Genomic DNA, 18,292 nt, shown 5'->3' on the forward strand with positions numbered 1-18,292 from the left:
CGCGAGAACCTGCGAACCTCGCGCGGACAGCCGCACGTTCACGACGAGCAGCTCACTTCGAGCGACGACGCCCAGTCAGGCGGCAAGCCCGCATAGGCTTCGTACCCGGGCTGTTCGTCGAATGGACGGCGCAGCACCGTCGCGAGCCGCTCGACTTCCGAGAAATCTTTCTCCTTCGCCAGGCGGATCGCCGACTCGGCGAGGTGATTGCGCAGCACGTACTTCGGATTCACGCGGTTCATCGCTTCGGCGCGCGCGGCGTCGTCGCGCGTTTCGTCCGACAGACGCGCGCGGTAGTCGTTCGCCCACGCGTCGAACGCGGCACGGTCGAGAAACAGGTCGCGCACGGGCGCATCGCCGCTCGCATCGTGTTTCGACAGCTTCGCCAGATTGCGGAACGTCAGCGTGAAGTCGGCGCGGTTCGCGTGCATGATCTCGAACAGTTTGTTCGCGAGCGCGTCGTCGCCTTCGCGTTCCGTTTCGAGGCCGAGCTTCGCACGCATGCGCGCTTCGAGCGCGGGCGCAAAACGTCCCTTGAAACCTTCGAGCACGCGCTGCGCGTCCTGCACCGCGCGTTCGCTGCGCTCGGCTTCGCCGTAACGCTCGCCGAAAAGGGGCAGCAGACCCTGCGCGAGGCAGAACAGGTTCCAGTACGCGATCTGCGGCTGCATCCGGTACGCGTAACGTCCTTGCGAATCCGAGTGATTGCAGATGTGGTTCGCGTCGAAGCCGTCCATGAAGCCGAACGGACCGTAGTCGATCGTAAGGCCGAGAATCGACATGTTGTCCGTGTTCATCACGCCGTGGCAGAAGCCGACGGCCTGCCATTGTGCGATCAGATCGGCCGTCGACAGCACGGCTTCGTTCAGCAGCGCGAGATACGGATCTTCGGCGTCACGGCACGACGGATAGAAGCGCCCGATCACGTGATCGGCAAGCGAGCGCAACGCATCGACACGATCGTTCGCGTAGAAATGCTCGAAGTGCCCGAAGCGCACGAAGCTCGGCGACACGCGCGTCACCACGGCGGCCGTTTCCATTTCTTCGCGGCGCACGGGTTGATGGGAGCCGGTCACGCAGAGGGCTCGCGTCGTCGGAATGCCGAGATGGTGCATGGCTTCCGAACACAGGTATTCGCGGATCGACGAACGCAGCACCGCGCGGCCGTCGCCCATGCGCGAGTAGGGCGTGCGTCCGCCGCCTTTGAGCTGCAGCTCGAAGCGCTGGCCGGCGTGCTCGACTTCGCCGAGCGTCAGCGCGCGCCCGTCGCCGAGCTGGCCCGCCCACACGCCGAACTGATGCCCCGAATACACCGACGCATACGGCAGCGACGTCGACGGCCAGTCGCGTGTGGTGTTGCCGGAGAAGAACTCGGCGAAGCCCGGCGCGCTTGCGAGCGAGGCATCGAAACCGAGCATCGACGCGACATCCGGCGCGAAGCCGACAACATACGGCGCCGGTAACGGCGCCGCGGGCAGGCGTGTCAGAAAGACGTTCCCAAGCGCGGCGAAACTGCCTTCACGCTGGTTGTCGATAGCGCCTGCCGCCGTCGACATGGGACCGGATAACCCTGCATTGCATGGGGAAAACGACATATTGAGCGCCTCATTATTAACCGATATTGTAATTCCGCCCCCGCCGCGCTGCAGGGCGCGCATCCGCCGCGCATGACGGGCGCATCGAACGAGCCATTCGAACCATTCGAACGAGAAGAACCAACACGACTGGGAGACACCCGCGTATGACGACGCCGCTCTATGGACAGATGATGGACGTGCCGCTGACGGTTTCTTCGCTGCTGGCGCATGCGTCACGCCACTTCGGCACGACCGAGATCGTATCGAAGCGCATCGAGGGCGACGTGCATCGCTATACGTATCGCGATTGCGAGCGGCGCGCGAAGCAGCTCGCGCAGGCGCTGATCGCGCTCGGCGTCGAAGCGGGCGACCGGATCGGCACGCTCGCATGGAACGGTTACCGGCATCTGGAAACGTACTACGGCACGACGGGTTTCGGCGCCGTGTGCCACACGATCAACCCGCGGCTCTTTCCCGATCAGATCGCCTACATCGTCAATCATGCCGACGACCGCTACGTGCTGTTCGACATCACGTTCGCGCCGCTCGTCGATGTGCTGGCGGCGCAGTGCCCGAACGTGCGCGGCTGGATCGCGATGACGGACGAAGCGCACATGCCGCGCATGTCGACGGCCGTATCGAGTTACGAAGCGCTGCTCGCGCAGCACGACGGCGCGTTCGAATGGCCCGTCATCGACGAACGTTGCGCATCCAACCTTTGCTATACGTCGGGTACGACGGGCCATCCGAAGGGCGCGCTGTATTCGCACCGATCGACGGTGCTGCATGCGTTCGGCGCGTCGCTGCCGGATGCGATGGGCCTGTCCGCACGCGATGCCGTGCTGCCCGTCGTGCCGATGTTTCATGTGAACGCGTGGGGCATTCCGCACGCGGCGCCGCTGACGGGCGCGAAGCTCGTGTTTCCGGGGAAAGATCTCGACGGCAAGTCGCTGTACGAGTTGATGGAGGCGGAGCGCGTCACGTATTCGGCGGGCGTGCCGACCGTGTGGCTCGGCCTGCTCAATCATGTGCGCGAGGCGGGCGTGAAGTTTTCGTCGCTGCAACGCACGGTGATCGGCGGGTCGGCCTGTCCGCCCGCGATGATCAGGATGTTCCGCGAAACCTACGGCGTCGAGGTGATCCACGCGTGGGGCATGACGGAGATGTCGCCGCTCGGCACGCTGTCGAAACTCACATGGGAGCAGTCGCAGCGTTCGCCCGACGAGCAGCACAAGCTGCGCGAAAAGCAGGGCCACGTGATGTACGGCGTCGATATGAAGATCGTCGGCGACGACGGACGCGAATTGCCGTGGGACGGTGTCGCGTTCGGCGATCTGCATGTGCGCGGGCCATGGGTGATCGACCGGTATTTCCGCGGTGACGCGTCGCCGCTCGTCGACGGCTGGTTCCCGACGGGCGACGTCGCGACGATCGACAAGGACGGCTTCCTGAACATCACCGACCGCAGCAAGGACGTGATCAAGTCGGGCGGCGAGTGGATCAGTTCGATCGACGTCGAAAACATCGCGGTCGCGCATCCTGCCGTCGCGGAAGCGGCATGCATCGCGTGTGCGCATCCGAAGTGGACGGAGCGGCCGCTGCTCGTCGTCGTCCGGCGTCCCGACGCCGACGTGACGCGCGAAGAACTGCTCGCGTTCTACGAAGGCAAGCTCGCCAAATGGTGGATTCCCGACGACGTCGTATTCGTCGACGAACTGCCGCACACGGCGACGGGCAAGCTGCAAAAGCTCAAGCTGCGCGAGCAGTTCCGCACACACGTGCTGCCGTCGGCGCTCGGCATCGAAGACTGTCCGTTCGACGAGGCCGCGCACACGGGCAACGCAAAGTCCCGACGTACGTAGACCTCGGGTTTACGCCCACCGCAACGTCTTTCAACTGAATTGAACGATCGTTCTTTTTTGTGTATTCTGCCTCCTGACGCAAACGAACGGCGAAACAGCGGACAATGGTCCGCATGTTCCCATCCGGCTCGCGCAGACGAAGCGCGGCCGCATCGCATGGAGGCAGGCAGATGGCAGTGGACTACACGACACACGACGGCGTTGCCGTCATTACGCTGAACAATCCCCCGTCAACGGACTCGGCCTGTCGACGCGCACGGGCATCGTCGAGGGCATCGAGCGCGCGCAGAACGATCCCGCCATCAAGGCGATCGTGCTGACGGGTGCGGGCAAGGCGTTCTCGGGCGGCGCCGACATCACCGAATTCAATACGCCGAAGGCGCTCCAGGAGCCGACCCTGTCGACCGTCATCAAGGCCGTCGAAGGCAGCGCGAAGCCCGTCGTCGCGGCCATTCACAGCGTCGCGATGGGCGGCGGCCTCGAACTCGCACTCGGCGCGCACTATCGCGTGACGGCACCGGGTGCGCAGATCGCGCTGCCCGAAGTGAAGCTCGGCATCTTGCCGGGCGCAGGCGGCACGCAGCGTCTGCCGCGCGCATTGGGACTCGAAGCGGCGCTCAACATGATCGTGTCGGGTGCGCCCGTGATGTCGGAGAAGCTCGCCGGCACGCCGCTTTTCGATCAGCTGGTGGAAGGCGATCTGATGGAAGGCGCGCTAGCGTTCGCGCGCAAGGTTGCTGCACAAAGCGGCCCGCATCCGAAGATTCGCGACCGCAAGATCGAACATCCGAACGCAGCAGGCTTCATCCAGTTCGCGCGCAATAGCGTGGCGGGCGTCGCGAAGAACTTCCCGGCGCCGCACAAGTGCATCGACGCCATCGAAGCGGGCGTGCTCAAGGGCTTCGAGCAAGGCATGAAGGTCGAGCGCGAATGCTTCCTCGCGCTCGTGCAGACGCCCGAAAGCCGTGCGCTGCGTCACGCGTTCTTCGGCGAGCGCGCGGCGAGCAAGATTCCCGACGTGCCGTCCGACACACCTGTGCGCGACATCAGGAAAGTCGGCGTGATCGGCGCGGGCACGATGGGCGGCGGCATCGCGATGAACTTCGTCAACGCGGGCTTGCCCGTCACGCTGCTCGAAACGAAGCAGGACGCGCTCGACCGTGGGCTGGCCACGATCCGCAAGAACTACGAGGCGACCGTCAAGAAGGGCAAGCTGACGATGGAAGCGCTCGAACAGCGCATGGCCCTCATCACGCCGACGCTCACGTACGAGTCGCTCAACGACGCCGATCTCATCATCGAAGCCGTATTCGAGGAACTCGGCGTGAAAGAGCAGGTGTTCAAGCGGCTCGACGAAGTGGCGAAGCCGGGCGCCATCCTCGCCTCGAACACGTCGACGCTCGATCTGAACAGGATCGCCGCCTTCACGAAGCGTCCGCAGGACGTGGTCGGCATGCACTTCTTCAGCCCCGCCAACGTGATGAAGCTGCTCGAAGTCGTGCGCGGCGCGGAGACCGCGAAGGACGTGCTCGCCACCGTGATGAAGGTCGCGAAGAAGATCAGGAAGACAGCCGTGGTGTCGGGCGTGTGCGACGGCTTCATCGGCAACCGGATGATCGAGCAGTACATCCGCCAGGCGCTCTTCATGCTCGAAGAAGGCGCGCTGCCCGCGCAGGTCGACAAGGCGATCGAGAAGTTCGGCTTCGCGATGGGACCGTTCCGCATGAGCGATCTGGCCGGCAACGATATCGGCTGGGCGATCCGCAAGCGGCGCTATCAGGAATCTCCGGACATGCATTACTCGAAGATCGCCGATCGTCTGTGCGAGACGGGCCGCTTCGGGCAGAAGACGGGCGGCGGCTGGTACGACTACAAGGCGGGCGACCGCAACGCGTATCCGTCGAAGCCGATCGACGAGATGATCGTTGCGTATTCGAAGGAACTGGGCATCGAGCGGCGCAAGATTTCCGACGACGAGATCGTCGAACGTCTCGTGTTCGCGCTCGCCAACGAAGGCGCGAAGATTCTGGAAGAAGGCATTGCGTCGAAGGCGTCGGACATCGACATGGTGTATCTGACGGGCTACGGCTTCCCGCTGTGGCGCGGCGGCCCGATGCTGTACGCGGATAGCGTCGGCCTCTACAACGTCGAACGCGCGATCCGCCGTTATGCATCGCAGCCGAATGGCGATGGCTGGCGGATCGCGTCCGGCATCGTCGAGCGCGCGGCGCAAGGGCGCGGCTTCACTAGCTGAACGGGCTGATCGAGCTGACGGGGAATTGCGATGAAAGATGCCAATGAAGTGCTGCTCGTCGTCGACGTGCAGAACGACTTCATGCCGGGCGGTGCGCTCGCTGTCGCGCGCGGCGACGAAATCGTGCCGCTCGTGAACCGGCTGGCCCGCCGTTTCAGTCATGTCGTGCTGACGCAGGACTGGCATCCGCCGTCGCACGTTTCGTTCGCCGCGAATCATGCGGGCCGCCAGCCGTTCGAGACGCTGACCTTGCCGTACGGCGAGCAGGTGCTGTGGCCGACGCATTGCGTGCAGAACACGCCGGGCGCCGCACTGCACGCGGAACTCGACATTCCGCATGCGCGTGCGGTGATCCGCAAGGGTCATCACGCCAATGTGGACAGCTACTCGGCTTTTCTCGAAGCCGATCGCATGACGCCAACGGGCCTTGCCGGTTATCTGCGCGACACGGGCGTGACGCGCGTGTGGTGCTGCGGACTCGCCACCGACTATTGCGTCGCGTGGTCCGCGCTCGATGCGCGCGCGGCGGGCTTCGAGGTGACCGTGATCGAGGACGCGAGCCGCGCGATCGATCTGAACGGCTCGCTCGACAACGCATGGCGCGAGATGCGCGCCGCAGGCATCGAACGCGTGTCGGCCGCGGATCTGCTCGCCTGAGCCCGCGCTGCGCGACGCGCACCTGACACACTCATTGAATGGATGGAGACGTGAATGAATGAAGCCGTAATCGTATCGACCGCCCGCACGGGCCTGGCCAAATCGTGGCGCGGCGCGTTCAACATGACGCACGGCGCGACGCTCGGCGGACATGTGACGCAAGCCGCCGTCGAACGCGCGAAGATCGACCCGGCGCGCGTCGAGGACGTGATCATGGGCTGCGCGAATCCCGAAGGCGCGACGGGCTCGAACATCGCACGGCAGATCGCGCTGCGCGCCCGTCTGCCCGTGACGGTGCCCGGCATGACAGTGAACCGCTTCTGCTCGTCGGGCCTGCAGACGATCGCGCTCGCCGCGCAACGCGTGATGGTCGGCGAAGGCGACGTGTTCGTCGCGGGTGGCGTGGAGTCGATCTCGTGCGTGCAGAACGAGATGAATCTGCACATGCTGCGCGAAGGCTGGCTGATGGAGCACAAGCCGGAAATCTACTGGTCGATGCTGGAGACGGCCGAAAACGTCTCGAAGCGCTATTCGATCTCGAAGGAGCGTCAGGACGAATACGGCGTGCAGTCGCAGCAGCGCGCGGCGGCCGCACAGGAAGCCGGGCGCTTCAACGACGAGATCGTGCCGATGACGGTGCTCGCCGGCGTCGCCGACAAGGCGAGCGGGCGCATGTTCACGAAGGAAGTCACGATCGCCGCCGACGAAGGCATCCGCGCGGACACGACGCTCGAAGGCGTGTCGAAGATCCGCACGGCGCTGCCGGGCGGCGTGGTCACGGCGGGCAACGCGAGCCAGTTTTCGGACGGCGCGTCCGCGTGCGTGGTGATGAATGCGAAGGTCGCGGAACGCGAAGGCCTGCAGCCGATGGGCATTTTCCGAGGCTTCGCGGTCGCCGGCTGCGAGCCGGACGAAATGGGCATCGGCCCGGTGTTCGCCGTGCCGAAGCTGCTGAAGCAGGCGGGTCTCAAGGTCGACGATATCGGCCTGTGGGAACTGAACGAAGCATTCGCCGTGCAGGTGCTGTATTGCCGCGACAAGCTCGGCATTCCGAACGAACGCCTGAACGTCAACGGCGGCGCGATTGCTGTCGGGCATCCGTATGGCGTGTCGGGCGCGCGCCTGACGGGACATGCGTTGATCGAAGGCAAGCGGCGCGGCGCGAAATTCGTCGTGGTGACGATGTGCATCGGCGGCGGGCAGGGCGCGGCGGGCTTGTTCGAAGTGGTCTGATCAAGGCCTGCCAGGCGTTTGCGTAGAAGCGGGCCCGCGTGCGAAAGCGCGCGGGCTATTTTCTTACGCGTGCTTTATCGGACATCAGCGTTTGGGTGTTTTATGCAAAGCTTCCGCACGGTGAACGGCGCGCTTGCCGCTCTTTTCGCTTTCCACTTCGTAGTGGACATCGTCCTTCGATGCGGCGACCGTATGCCCGTCGAGTTCCGTATGCGTCGTGATCGCGCGGACGATACGGCCCGTCGTCACGCCTTGCGGCGTGTTCCAGCTGACCCGGTCGCCTGTTTTCAGATGGCTGCTCATGCTGTGCTCCCGCTGCGTTGACTGCACGTTGCCGCTGCACGTGGCGTTCCTGGCGACGGTGAACGCTCAGGCACAGGATTCGCTGACGATCCATACGCGGGACGCCAGGCCAACAGGAGAACATCATGCGAATGCGCGTTGCATGCGCGGCGGTTGCGGGGGCGTTGTCGATTGCATCGGGCGGGGCGTCGGCGCAGTCCCAGGCCTATACCACTACGCCCGTCTATCTGTACGCGGGACCGGCGCAGGATTACCCCATCGTCGCGCAGCTTCCCGCCGGGCAGCCCGTGTCCGTCTACGGCTGCGTGAGCGGTTATACGTGGTGCGACGTGGCGATTCCGCAGGCGCGCGGCTGGGTCTACGGCGGCGATCTGACCTATCCGTATCAGGGCGGCAACGTGCCCATCATGACCTACGGAACGGCGATCGGCCTGCCGCTGATCACGTTCTCGCTCGGCACGTACTGGGGACATTACTATCGGGAGCGGCCTTGGTATCCGGATCGCTCGCGCTGGGAGCATCATGCGCCGCCGCACAACCGGCCACCGCCTCCCGCGCATCCGCCACCGCCGCCACAGGGTGTCAACCGTCCGCCGCCCGCATCGCCGCCTCCTGAACGCGCGCCGCAGCCGCTCGGCTCGGAGCATGGGCATCGGCCGGGGCCCCCGCAGCCGCCGCCTGGCCAGCGCGGCGAGCCGCGGCCGCCTCAAGCGGCTCAACCACCCGCTCAACCACCCGCTCAACCACCCGCTCAACCACCCGCTCAACCACCCGCTCAACCACCCGCTCAACCACCCGCTCAAGGCGCGCGTCCCGCAGGCCCGCCGCCGGGGCAGATGGGCGGGCCGCCTCCGGGGCGGCCTCCCGCGGGGCAGCCTCCCGTTCAGGGCGGGCGGCCAGCGGGACCGTCTCCCGGCGCTGAAGTTGCGCGTCCTGCGGGCCCGCCGCCGGGGCATGGAGGCAATGCCGGAAATAATGCGCCAAGGCCACCTGCGCCCCAATCGCGCGGTGAAGGCAACACCAATCATTGACAGAGGGCGCGCGACTCGCTGCGCGCGCTGCCAACCATCGCTACAGACCGCCGATGTCGCCCATCGGCAGCGCCAGCGTGCCCTGATCGATGAAACGCGTGGCGCCCGTCACACCGCCCGCGAGGCGGCCGCGCAGCACGTAAGGGAACTGTCCCGTCTGCGCGCTATCGGCGAACGCGAAGGCCTGGCGCACAGCGGTAAAGGCAGGCACCGTCAGCGGCACGGCGATCACGGTCTCGCCGAAGCGCGGCACGGTGCCGGCCTGGTCGCTGACACCCGTTGCAAACGTCTTGCCGTTCAGTTCCAGTTCGACAGCGACGCCGCTGAAGTCGATTGGCGCTTCATTCGGATTCTGTACACGCAGCTTCAGACTGAAGCGCATTTCCATCCCCTGACCGGCGAGCGGTTCGATACCCGCCACGCTCACCCGCAGGGGATCGTGACCGAACATGCCCGCGCAGCCGCCGAGCGACACCAGCGCAGCGACGAACAGGAGCAGGCGGATCAAACGCGAGACGCGGTGGCTGATCATGGTCGTGTCCCTTCTGGAAAAAGAATCGCGCTCCGGGCGCGCCGTATGAATTCTAGCGGCGCGAAGGAGCGGTCGCTCGCGCGGGCGTGAAGGCTGCGCGCTTCGCGAGCCCGGATTCGAACGCGTGAGACAATCGCGGCGCCCTCGAACACGCGCGAATCCGCGGACGACGTCCCGCATAAAGCCTGCATGAAGCCCAAAATCGAAACCATCGTCCTCGCCGCCGATCTCGCCGGCACGTTCATCTTCGCGATCGAGGGCGCGGTGGCCGCGATGCACAGCGGCCTCGACCTGCTGGGCGTGATGGTGATCGCGTTCGTCGCGGCGCTCGGCGGCGGCGTGACGCGCGACCTGCTGATCGGCGCGACGCCGCCCAACGCGATCCGCGACTGGCGTTATCCCGCGCTGACGTTCGTCGCCGGCCTGCTGACGTTCGTGTTCCACAACGACGCGCAAGGTTTTCCCGCGTTCTGGCTGATGGTGCTAGACGCCGCCGGCCTCGCGCTGTTCGCCGTCGCAGGTGTCGAAAAGGCGATGCTGTACGGGATCCGGCCGTTCGTCGCGGCCTTGATGGGCACGGTGACGGGCGTCGGCGGCGGCGTCATCAAGGACGTGCTGCTCACGCGCGTTCCGTCCGTGCTCGTCACCGATATCTACGCAACGGCCGCGTTCTTCGGCGCGGTCGTGGTGCTGGCGGGACGCCGCCTGGGCCTGTCCCCGGCGATCGCGGGACTGGCGGGCGGCGTCGCGTGCTTCGTGCTGCGCGTGGTCGCGGCGACGCACGGATGGCATCTGCCGCGCGCGCAAAGCTGAGTGCGGCGCGCGCTTGCCGACGTGCGCCAGGCGCGTAACACGGTCGCTACTTCAATCCGCCGATGATCCGCTCCATCTCGTCTTCGCCGAACGCGCGCATCGTCGACGTGCGCACGTTGCCCTGCGCGGCGAGCGCAAGACCCAGACGCGTCGTGGTCTCGTCGTCGGGTGAATCGAACGAGATCACGAGGTCATACGCGCCGAGGGTCCAGTTCACCGTGCCCACGGTCACGCCCATTGCCTTGCTTTGTTCGCGGAACGCGCGCGCCCGGTTGACGGTGTCTTTGGCCGTGCGCACGCCCTGATCGGTCCAGTTGACCAGCATGATGTAAGTGGCCATGTTGTCCTCGAGAAGTGAAATCCAGATGTGCCGCGCGCGACACGCCGGCTCTGTATCGAGAGACGAACGCATCGACGGCGCGGGCCGTGTCCCATGCGTGCATAAAGAGGCAAAGAGAAGGAAGACAAGGAAGACAAGGCGGCCGGGCGCAGGAAGGTGTCGCGCACGATCGGGGAATGGCCGCAGGTTGATGACGCCCGGTTTCGCGTTGCGCGCGATGGCGTTTGCCGCGCACGGTCGGGCTGAGGCCTGTAACGTACCGCGAAAAAAGTATAGGCGACGCCGCGCGCGTTTTCCGCATCGAACGTCTCGACGACAAGTGCGTTTGTCCTATGCCGTGCGGCCGGGCGCATCCGTTCGCGCAGGCGGGTATCATCTGGCGAAGCGCTTTTTTGTGCGTTCTCTGCATGCGTTCCGTACGGATCGCGACGCATGATCGGCACGCGAGGCGCGTCAAGCCGTCGACTACCCATCTACATGCATATGACAGAGTCCCCTGCGAACCAGCTGGTGATCGAAAGTCCGTTCATCGATCATCTCGGCGTGCAACTCGTTTCGGCGGCAGACGGCGCGAGCGAGGTCGTGCTGGCGCTGCGCCCCGAACACCTGAACACCTGGGCCGTCTCGCACGGCGGCATTACGATGACGCTCGCCGACGTGGCGCTCGCGATGGCCGCGCGCAGCCTCGCGGCGGACGGCGTCGGCGTCGTGACGGTCGAAATGAAGGTGAACTTCATGCAGCCCGGCAGCGGCGAATTGCGCGCCACGGGCCGCGTGCTGCATCGTTCGACCACGATGGCCTATTGCGAAGGCGAGATCCGCGACAGCGAAGGGCACTTCGTCGCGAAAGCGCTCGGCACCTTCAAGTACATGCGGCGTCTGGCCGTCGGCCGCGAGGTGCGGCAGCAGCGTCTGCGCAGCGATCCGTCCGCGAAGCCGGGACCGAGCGACGGTTGAGCGCCCGGGCACGCCTCGCAGCCCAATTTACCCGTAGTCCAGACATTTTCCGGAGACACCGTCATGAGTCACGTGAATCGCCAGATCCTGCTTGCGTCGCGTCCGCAGGGCGCGGCATCCGCCGACAACTTCAAGCTCGTCGACACGCCGCTCGCGCCGCTCGCCGACGGCGAAGTGCGCGTGCGCAATCACTATCTGTCGCTGGATCCGTACATGCGCGGCCGCATGAGCGACGCGAAGTCGTACGCGGCGCCACAACCGCTCAACGAAGTGATGATCGGCGGCACGGTGGGCGAAGTGGTCGAATCGAAGAACGCGGCGTTCAAGCCGGGCGACAAGGTGGTCGGCATGTTCGGCTGGCAGGAGTACGGCACGTCGGACGGCAAGGGCCTGCAGAAAGTGGACGACACGCACGTGCCGCTGTCCGCGTATCTCGGTCCCGTCGGCATGCCCGGCGTGACGGCGTGGTATGGACTGAACAGAATCATCTCGCCGAAGGCGGGCGAAACGGTCGTCGTCAGCGCGGCGAGCGGCGCTGTCGGCAGCGTGGTCGGGCAACTGGCGAAGCAGGCGGGCGCGCGCGCCGTGGGTATCGCGGGCGGACCCGACAAATGCCGTTATGTCGTCGAGACGCTGGGCTTCGATGCGTGTGTCGACTACAAGGCGGGCACGCTCTATCAGGATCTCGAGGCGGCAACGCCCGACGGTATCGACGGCTGCTTCGAGAACGTCGGCGGCGAAGGGCTCGACGCCACGCTGGCGCGAATGAACGCGCATGGCCGCATCGCGCTATGCGGCTTCATCGCCGGTTACGACGGCGAGCCGGTTCCTCTCAAACATCCGTCGTTGATACTGACGCAGCGCCTGCTCGTGCAAGGCTTTATCGTCAGCGAACACATGGACGTATGGCCTGGTGCGCTGAAGGAACTCGGCACGCTCGTCGCGCAAAAGAAACTGCACTATCGCGAGACCATCGCGCAAGGTCTCGAGAATGCGCCCGAAGCGTTCCTCGGCATGCTCAAGGGACGCAATTTCGGCAAGCAGCTGGTCAAGCTGATCTGAACCGGCACGCATTGCGAATCGAGGGAAACGGCATGTTCGAGTTCAACGGCAAAGTCGCCGTGATCACAGGCGCGGCGAGCGGCTTTGGCCGCGCGTTCGCGGAGAAGGGCGCGGCGCTCGGCATGAAGCTCGTGCTGGCGGATGTCGACGAGCGCGCGCTCGCGCAAACCGTCGATGCGTTGCGTGCGCGGGGCGCCGAAGCGATCGGCGTGCGTACGGACGTATCGGATGGCGCGCAGGTTCAGGCGCTCGCCGATGCCGCGCTCGAAGCCTTCGGCAAGGTGCATCTGCTATTCAACAACGCGGGTGTGGGCTCCGGTGGCTTCCTGTGGGAAAGCTCGGCGAACGACTGGGCATGGGTGTTCGGCGTCAACGTGATGGGCGTCGCGCACGGCGTGCGTATCTTCACGCCCATCATGCTCGGACAGAACGAGCCGGCCCATATCGTTAACACGGCATCGGTGGCGGGGTTGTTGTCGCCGCCGTCGATGGGCATTTACAACGCGTCGAAACACGCTGTCGTGTCGCTGACGGAGACGCTGTATCACGATCTGCAGAACGCAGGCGGCGAGGTCGGCTGCTCGCTGCTGTGTCCCGCGTTCGTGCCGACGGGTATCGCGGACGCCGAACGCGCGCGCCCCGACGCGTTGCGCAATAGCGGCGAACCCACGCGCTCGCAACTCGCCGCCGACAAGCAGCTGCAGCGCGCGGTGCGCTCCGGCAAGTTGAGCGCGGCGGACGTCGCGGCGCTGACATTCGAGGCAATCGCCGAACGGCGCTTCTATATCCTCACGCATCCCGCCATTCTTGAGACGGTGCGGCTGCGCCACGAGGACATCGAACAGCAGCGCAATCCGACCGATCCGTTGTCGCTGAAGCCGGAGGTCAAGGTCTCGCGCTAGCGTCCGTTGCGAGCGCTGCGGCCCGTGTTCGTGGCATCATTTCGCGCTCAAATCCACCGTCCGGCGCGTGCGCGCCATCGTCCGACCATGCCGTTGAATCCGAAGATCGAGCAGGTGCTCGAGATGATTGCGCGCGCGAAGCGCCCCGCGTATCACGATCTGACGCCGCAGGCCGCGCGCGCATCGTACGAGAAGAGCGCGCCGATTCTCGAAGTGCCCGCCGCGCCGATGTTTTCCGTCGAAGACGTGCAGGTGGCGACGCGCGACGGCGCGGCCATTCGTGTGCGTCTCTATCATCCTGCCGAGCCGCAATGGGCGAATCCGGCGCCCGCGCTCGTCTACTATCACGGCGGCGGCTTCACGGTCGGCAGCGTCAACACGCACGACGCGATTTGCCGGATGTTCGCACGCGACGCGCAGTGCGTCGTGATGTCAGTCGACTACCGGCTCGCGCCGGAGCATAGATTCCCGACCGCCGTCGACGACGCGTTCGATGCGCTCGCGTGGCTGCATCAGAACGCGGCGTTGTACGGTATCGACGCTGGGCGGATCGCCGTCGGCGGAGACAGCGCGGGCGGCACGCTCGCCACGGTCTGCGCGGTGCTCGCTCGCGACGCGGGCATTGCGCTCGTGCTGCAACTGCTGATCTACCCGGGCACGACAGGTCATCAGCAGACCGATTCGCATGAACGCCTGTCTGACGGCTATCTGCTGTCGGGCGACACGATTCAATGGTTCTTCGAGCAATACGTGCGCGACGCCGGCGACCGTCACGATTGGCGGTTCGCGCCGCTCGACGGCAGGCGCGGTGCGCCGGACTTTCGCGGCGTCGCGCCTGCATGGATCGCGACGGCCGAATACGATCCGCTCAGCGATGAAGGCGAAGCGTATGCGCTCAAGCTGCGCGACGCGGGCAATGCCGTCGCGTTCACGTGTTACGCAGGCATGATCCACGAATTCTTCAAGATGGGCGGCTACGTGGCTGACGTGGCGCTCGCGCATGCCGAAGCGGCAGGGGCGTTGCGCGACGCGTTCGGCGTCGAGTGAGCCGGTTTGCGCTCAGGCGATGTCGAACGTGAAGCTGCGTTCGTAGTCGCCGGGACGCACGACGCGATGCGAGCCGTTGTCGTCGCTGCGTTCGAGTGCCGAGACGCTGAGACATTTCCCGCCGCCGTCGACGACCTGCAATGCCGTCGTGCCGCGCGTGCCGTATTCGGGCGTATCGATGAAAGCGGCCGACAGCGCGCGTTCGCGTTCGAGTGAAATGCCCGTCGCGGGTAGTTCGTCGTCGCGCGCGATGCGCGGGTCGCGCATCAGGTCGATCAGCGTCGTCAGCGGCGGGCGGCTCTCGTCGGCAAGCGCCCGGGCGAGTTCGGCGCGCTTGCGCACCAGCTTCGGCCAGGGCGTATCGAGCACCGCATTCGAAATGCCGTGCGTGCCCGGCGCGAGCAGGCTCGGCGCAGCAGGCGAGCGGTTGCAGTACCAGGCCAGCTCGTGCCGCGTCCAGTCGCCGACGAGCAGATTGAAGCCGTTGTACATGTCGCCGTCTTGCGCGACGCGCAACAGATAGTCGAGCGGCGCGCCGCTGTCGATGCCGTGCTCACCCGACAACCAGTTGCTGACGAGCGTGCCGCGCGTCGGCGCATCGGCGCGCATTTCGCTCGGCGCGCGGTAGTTGGTGAGCGCGGCGAAACGCCCGTCGCGTGTCATGCCCAGCCACGTCCCGCCACCGACGAGGTCACGCCCCGCCAGCAGTCCGGGCGCGTCGTCCCACCAATGCATCGGTTCGGCCGTGCGCTTTAGGAATTCGTCGCGATTCGCTGCGAGCGTGAACAGCGGGCCGTCAGACGCTTCGGGGCGCCAGTCGAACACGATCAGACACATCAGAGGAAGTCTCGGTAGCGGGGAGCGTCGGGTATGGCGCGGACGTGTCGCGCCTGCTTGAGAGGCGCGACGCCGGCAGCCACGGCGAGAAATTCAGACTTCCGCCGGCAACGCGTACGGCAACGGCAGGAAGGTCAGCGCGGGACCATCGGCGGCGCCCAGATGAACGGTGCCGTTCGCGAGCGCGGCCAGCTTGATTTCGACGAGGGCATCGACGCCGCCGTCCGGCGCGGCCGCCGTGTTGACGAGCATCCCGCACGGCTGGCCCGGATCGTCCGAGTGAAACAGCTCCGTACCCGGCACCACGCTGTCCGTTTCGCCCTCGACATTGGCGAGCGACATGCGCCGCTTGATCGTGCCGCGATACTGGCTGCGCGCAACGATTTCCTGGCCCGGATAGCAGCCTTTGCGGAAATTGACGCCGCCCAGCACGTCGAAATTGATCATTTGCGGCACGAACTGCTCGACCACGCGCTGCGTGATGCGAGGCTCACCGGCGCGGATGTCGAGCCAGTCCCACACGGCAGGCGACACGCGGCGCAGCTTTGCTTCGAGCGCGGGCAGGTACGACTCGACCTCGGCTTTCGGGCCGACCCAGACGTAGCGCAGACGTCCCGCTGCATCCGGCACCCGCACCAGCGATCCCGCCCGTCCGTCGACTTTCACATGCACACCGTCGGGGATTGCATCGAACACACCGGACAGCGCCGAGCGGACGTCGCCGGCGAGACCGATGGCGAGCACATCGCCCGATGCATCGCTGAGCTTCGCCTTCGCGCGCAGCACGAACATCGACAGGCGCTTCTGCACGGCGGGCTGCACGTCCCTCGACACCAGCATCCGGATCGACTCGCCGCTGCACCACATGAGGAACGACGCCAGCAGGCGGCCCTTTGGCGAGCAGTAGCCGGCAAGGCGCGCGGTCGCGGCGTCGAGGTGCTGCGTGTCGTTGGTGAGTTGCGAGTGCAGGAACGACGCGGCGTCGTCGCCCGTTGCATCGATCACGCCGAACTGCGGCAGCGGCATGAATGCGCCGCCCGACAGCACGGCGTCGAACTCGTCGCGCGCCGGGCGCGGAAACGCAGGATGCGATACGGGAGCAGGGACAGCGGTGCCGGGAGCAGATGCAAGCGGTGCGTTCATGGATTCGGGGAACAGTCAATTCTGACTTTGGCGGAGGCAAGCAAGTATTATATTGGCTTCACTCGAACCACGTTTCCATGTCCCTCCTGAAGAAATGTCTCATCGCCTGCGTCCTGCTCGCGATGCTGATCGGCGCCGCGGCGTACGGCGCGTACCGCTGGGCCACGACTCCCGTCCAACTCGCCACACCGCAACTCGACGTCACGATCAAGCCGCATAGCAGCCTGCGCAGCGTCACGACGCAACTCAATCGCGGCGGCGTGCCCGTCGAGCCGGAGCTGTTCGTGCTCATGACGCGCGCGCTCGGCCTGCAGACGGCGCTCAAGTCGGGCAACTACGAGTTCAAGCAGGGCATCACGCCGTACGACGTGCTGCAGAAGATCGCGCGCGGCGACGTGAACGAATACGTGGCGACGATCATCGAAGGCTGGACGTTCAAGCACATGCGCGCCGAACTGGACGCGAACCCGGCGCTGAAGCACGACACGGCGGGCATGGCGGACCCGGATCTTCTGAAGGCAATCGGCGCGCCCGAAACACCGACGGGCACGGGCGAAGGCCTGTTCTTCCCCGACACCTACCTGTTCGACAAGGACACGAGCGATCTCGACGTCTACCGCCGCGCTTACCGGCTGATGAAGCTGCGCATCGACGAAGCGTGGGCGGCGCGCGCACCGGGCCTGCCGTACAAGACGCCGTACGACGCACTGACGATGGCGTCGATCGTCGAAAAGGAAACGGGCAAGGCGTCCGACCGCCCGATGGTCGCGGGCGTGTTCGCAAACCGTCTGCGCGTGGGCATGCCGCTGCAGACGGACCCGACCGTGATCTACGGTCTGGGCGACAGCTACACGGGACATCTGCGCAAGAAGGATCTGCAGACGGACACTCCCTACAATACGTATACGCGCATGGGCCTGCCGCCTTCGCCGATCGCGCTGCCTGGCGTGGCGTCGCTTCAGGCCGCGCTCAATCCGGCGCCGACCAGCGCACTGTATTTCGTGTCGCGCGGCGACGGCAGCAGCATCTTTTCTGACACGCTCGGCGATCACAACAAGGCCGTCGACAAGTACATTCGAGGGCAATGATGGCGCGGGGAAAATTCATCACGTTCGAGGGCATCGACGGCGCGGGCAAGACCACGCACCTCGGCTGGTTCCGTGACCGGCTGGAGCAGAAGGTGGCGCCGACGGGGCGCTCGGTGGTCATGACGCGCGAGCCGGGCGGCACGAAGCTCGGCGAATCGCTGCGCGACATCCTGCTGCACGAGGCCATGGATCTCGAAACCGAGGCACTGCTGATGTTCGCCGCCCGGCGCGAGCATCTCGCCCAGGTGATCGAACCGGCGCTCGCGCGCGGCGACTGGGTGCTGTCCGATCGTTTCACCGACGCGACGTTCGCCTATCAGGGCGGCGGTCGAGGCTTGCCGCGCGACAAGCTCGAGACGCTCGAGCGCTGGGTGCAGGGCGGCTTCCAGCCGGATCTGACGGTGCTGTTCGACGTGCCGCCCGACACAGCAAGCGAACGGCGCAGCGCGGCCCGCGTGCCGGACCGTTTCGAGAGCGAGTCGGATGCGTTTTTCACGCGCACGCGCACCGAATATCTGCGTCGCGCCGAGGAAGCGCCTTATCGATTCGCTATCATCGACTCGACGCGCAGCATTGCGGACATTCAGAAGCAACTTGAAGAACTGATTGTATCTCTCTGATTTTTCATTGATATAGGGCGAACGTATAACACTG

General features: G+C 65.7%; 17 protein-coding genes and 1 pseudogene. 12 read left to right on the forward strand and 6 right to left on the reverse strand.

Going from position 1 to position 18,292, the window contains the following annotated elements; all coding sequences use genetic code 11:
- Positions 1 to 38 precede the first annotated feature (38 nt).
- Positions 39 to 1,556: a protein adenylyltransferase SelO gene (locus tag FRZ40_RS03145; protein ID WP_477634021.1), complete on the reverse strand. Its 1,518-nt coding sequence runs from the start codon at positions 1,554 to 1,556 to the stop codon at positions 39 to 41.
- A 185-nt stretch (positions 1,557 to 1,741) separates the two neighbouring features.
- Here FRZ40_RS03145 and FRZ40_RS03150 point away from each other — a divergent pair, with 185 nt between their 5' ends.
- The 4 genes and pseudogenes from FRZ40_RS03150 to FRZ40_RS03165 all read left to right on the forward strand — a co-directional run bounded on the left by FRZ40_RS03150 (position 1,742) and on the right by FRZ40_RS03165 (position 7,583).
- Positions 1,742 to 3,439, forward strand: a complete 1,698-nt coding sequence (locus tag FRZ40_RS03150; protein ID WP_051446291.1) for a 3-(methylthio)propionyl-CoA ligase — start codon at positions 1,742 to 1,744, stop codon at positions 3,437 to 3,439.
- Between the two features lie 170 nt (positions 3,440 to 3,609).
- Positions 3,610 to 5,693: pseudogene (locus tag FRZ40_RS03155) on the forward strand (3-hydroxyacyl-CoA dehydrogenase NAD-binding domain-containing protein).
- A gap of 30 nt (positions 5,694 to 5,723) precedes the next feature.
- Positions 5,724 to 6,350 (forward strand): bifunctional nicotinamidase/pyrazinamidase, encoded by a 627-nt coding sequence (gene pncA / locus FRZ40_RS03160; protein WP_147233289.1) that lies wholly within the window; start codon positions 5,724 to 5,726, stop codon positions 6,348 to 6,350.
- Positions 6,351 to 6,404: 54 nt separating this feature from the next.
- On the forward strand, positions 6,405 to 7,583 hold the full coding sequence (locus FRZ40_RS03165; protein WP_147233291.1) for an acetyl-CoA C-acyltransferase: 1,179 nt from the start codon (positions 6,405 to 6,407) through the stop codon (positions 7,581 to 7,583).
- Between the two features lie 84 nt (positions 7,584 to 7,667).
- On the opposite strand, the gene FRZ40_RS03170 is transcribed toward FRZ40_RS03165, so the two are convergent.
- Positions 7,668 to 7,886, reverse strand: a complete 219-nt coding sequence (locus tag FRZ40_RS03170) for a hypervirulence associated TUDOR domain-containing protein (RefSeq protein WP_147233293.1) — start codon at positions 7,884 to 7,886, stop codon at positions 7,668 to 7,670.
- A 125-nt stretch (positions 7,887 to 8,011) separates the two neighbouring features.
- On the opposite strand from FRZ40_RS03170, the gene FRZ40_RS45705 reads away from it, so the two are divergent.
- A complete protein-coding gene (locus FRZ40_RS45705; RefSeq protein ID WP_147233295.1) occupies positions 8,012 to 8,917 on the forward strand; it encodes an SH3 domain-containing protein in 906 nt (301 codons plus the stop codon).
- Between the two features lie 40 nt (positions 8,918 to 8,957).
- On the opposite strand, the gene FRZ40_RS03180 is transcribed toward FRZ40_RS45705, so the two are convergent.
- Positions 8,958 to 9,449 (reverse strand): LEA/WHy family protein, encoded by a 492-nt coding sequence (locus FRZ40_RS03180; RefSeq protein ID WP_147233297.1) that lies wholly within the window; start codon positions 9,447 to 9,449, stop codon positions 8,958 to 8,960.
- Positions 9,450 to 9,638: 189 nt separating this feature from the next.
- Here FRZ40_RS03180 and FRZ40_RS03185 point away from each other — a divergent pair, with 189 nt between their 5' ends.
- Entirely contained in the window at positions 9,639 to 10,262 is a 624-nt protein-coding gene (locus tag FRZ40_RS03185) for a trimeric intracellular cation channel family protein (protein WP_147233299.1), read from the forward strand.
- A 46-nt stretch (positions 10,263 to 10,308) separates the two neighbouring features.
- On the opposite strand, the gene FRZ40_RS03190 is transcribed toward FRZ40_RS03185, so the two are convergent.
- Positions 10,309 to 10,602 (reverse strand): GYD domain-containing protein, encoded by a 294-nt coding sequence (locus FRZ40_RS03190; RefSeq protein ID WP_028365499.1) that lies wholly within the window; start codon positions 10,600 to 10,602, stop codon positions 10,309 to 10,311.
- A 483-nt stretch (positions 10,603 to 11,085) separates the two neighbouring features.
- Between FRZ40_RS03190 and FRZ40_RS03195 the strand changes: the two genes are divergently transcribed.
- From FRZ40_RS03195 to FRZ40_RS03210, 4 genes are all read left to right on the forward strand, one after another.
- Positions 11,086 to 11,559 carry a PaaI family thioesterase gene (locus FRZ40_RS03195; RefSeq protein ID WP_147233301.1) on the forward strand — a complete coding sequence of 158 codons (474 nt, stop codon included), beginning with the start codon at positions 11,086 to 11,088 and terminating at the stop codon, positions 11,557 to 11,559.
- A gap of 63 nt (positions 11,560 to 11,622) precedes the next feature.
- A complete protein-coding gene (locus FRZ40_RS03200) occupies positions 11,623 to 12,621 on the forward strand; it encodes an NADP-dependent oxidoreductase (RefSeq protein ID WP_028365501.1) in 999 nt (332 codons plus the stop codon).
- A gap of 32 nt (positions 12,622 to 12,653) precedes the next feature.
- Complete coding sequence (locus FRZ40_RS03205; protein ID WP_147233303.1) at positions 12,654 to 13,523, forward strand: SDR family oxidoreductase; 870 nt, start codon at positions 12,654 to 12,656, stop codon at positions 13,521 to 13,523.
- A gap of 87 nt (positions 13,524 to 13,610) precedes the next feature.
- The gene (locus FRZ40_RS03210; RefSeq protein WP_147233305.1) at positions 13,611 to 14,570 is read left to right on the forward strand and encodes an alpha/beta hydrolase; all 960 of its coding nucleotides are present in this window, start codon (positions 13,611 to 13,613) and stop codon (positions 14,568 to 14,570) included.
- A gap of 12 nt (positions 14,571 to 14,582) precedes the next feature.
- Here the strand turns inward: FRZ40_RS03210 and FRZ40_RS03215 are convergent, their stop codons facing one another.
- Positions 14,583 to 15,407: an NRDE family protein gene (locus FRZ40_RS03215; protein ID WP_028365504.1), complete on the reverse strand. Its 825-nt coding sequence runs from the start codon at positions 15,405 to 15,407 to the stop codon at positions 14,583 to 14,585.
- A 93-nt stretch (positions 15,408 to 15,500) separates the two neighbouring features.
- Entirely contained in the window at positions 15,501 to 16,550 is a 1,050-nt protein-coding gene (ygfZ, locus tag FRZ40_RS03220) for a CAF17-like 4Fe-4S cluster assembly/insertion protein YgfZ (protein ID WP_147233307.1), read from the reverse strand.
- Between the two features lie 77 nt (positions 16,551 to 16,627).
- Here ygfZ and mltG point away from each other — a divergent pair, with 77 nt between their 5' ends.
- Both mltG and tmk read left to right on the forward strand, forming a co-directional pair.
- On the forward strand, positions 16,628 to 17,638 hold the full coding sequence (gene mltG, locus FRZ40_RS03225; protein WP_147233309.1) for an endolytic transglycosylase MltG: 1,011 nt from the start codon (positions 16,628 to 16,630) through the stop codon (positions 17,636 to 17,638).
- Complete coding sequence (tmk, locus tag FRZ40_RS03230; protein WP_147234756.1) at positions 17,638 to 18,258, forward strand: dTMP kinase; 621 nt, start codon at positions 17,638 to 17,640, stop codon at positions 18,256 to 18,258. Before mltG ends, tmk begins: the two co-directional genes overlap by 1 nt.
- Positions 18,259 to 18,292 lie beyond the last annotated feature (34 nt).

Source organism: Paraburkholderia azotifigens, assembly GCF_007995085.1.
Lineage (GTDB): Bacteria > Pseudomonadota > Gammaproteobacteria > Burkholderiales > Burkholderiaceae > Paraburkholderia > Paraburkholderia azotifigens.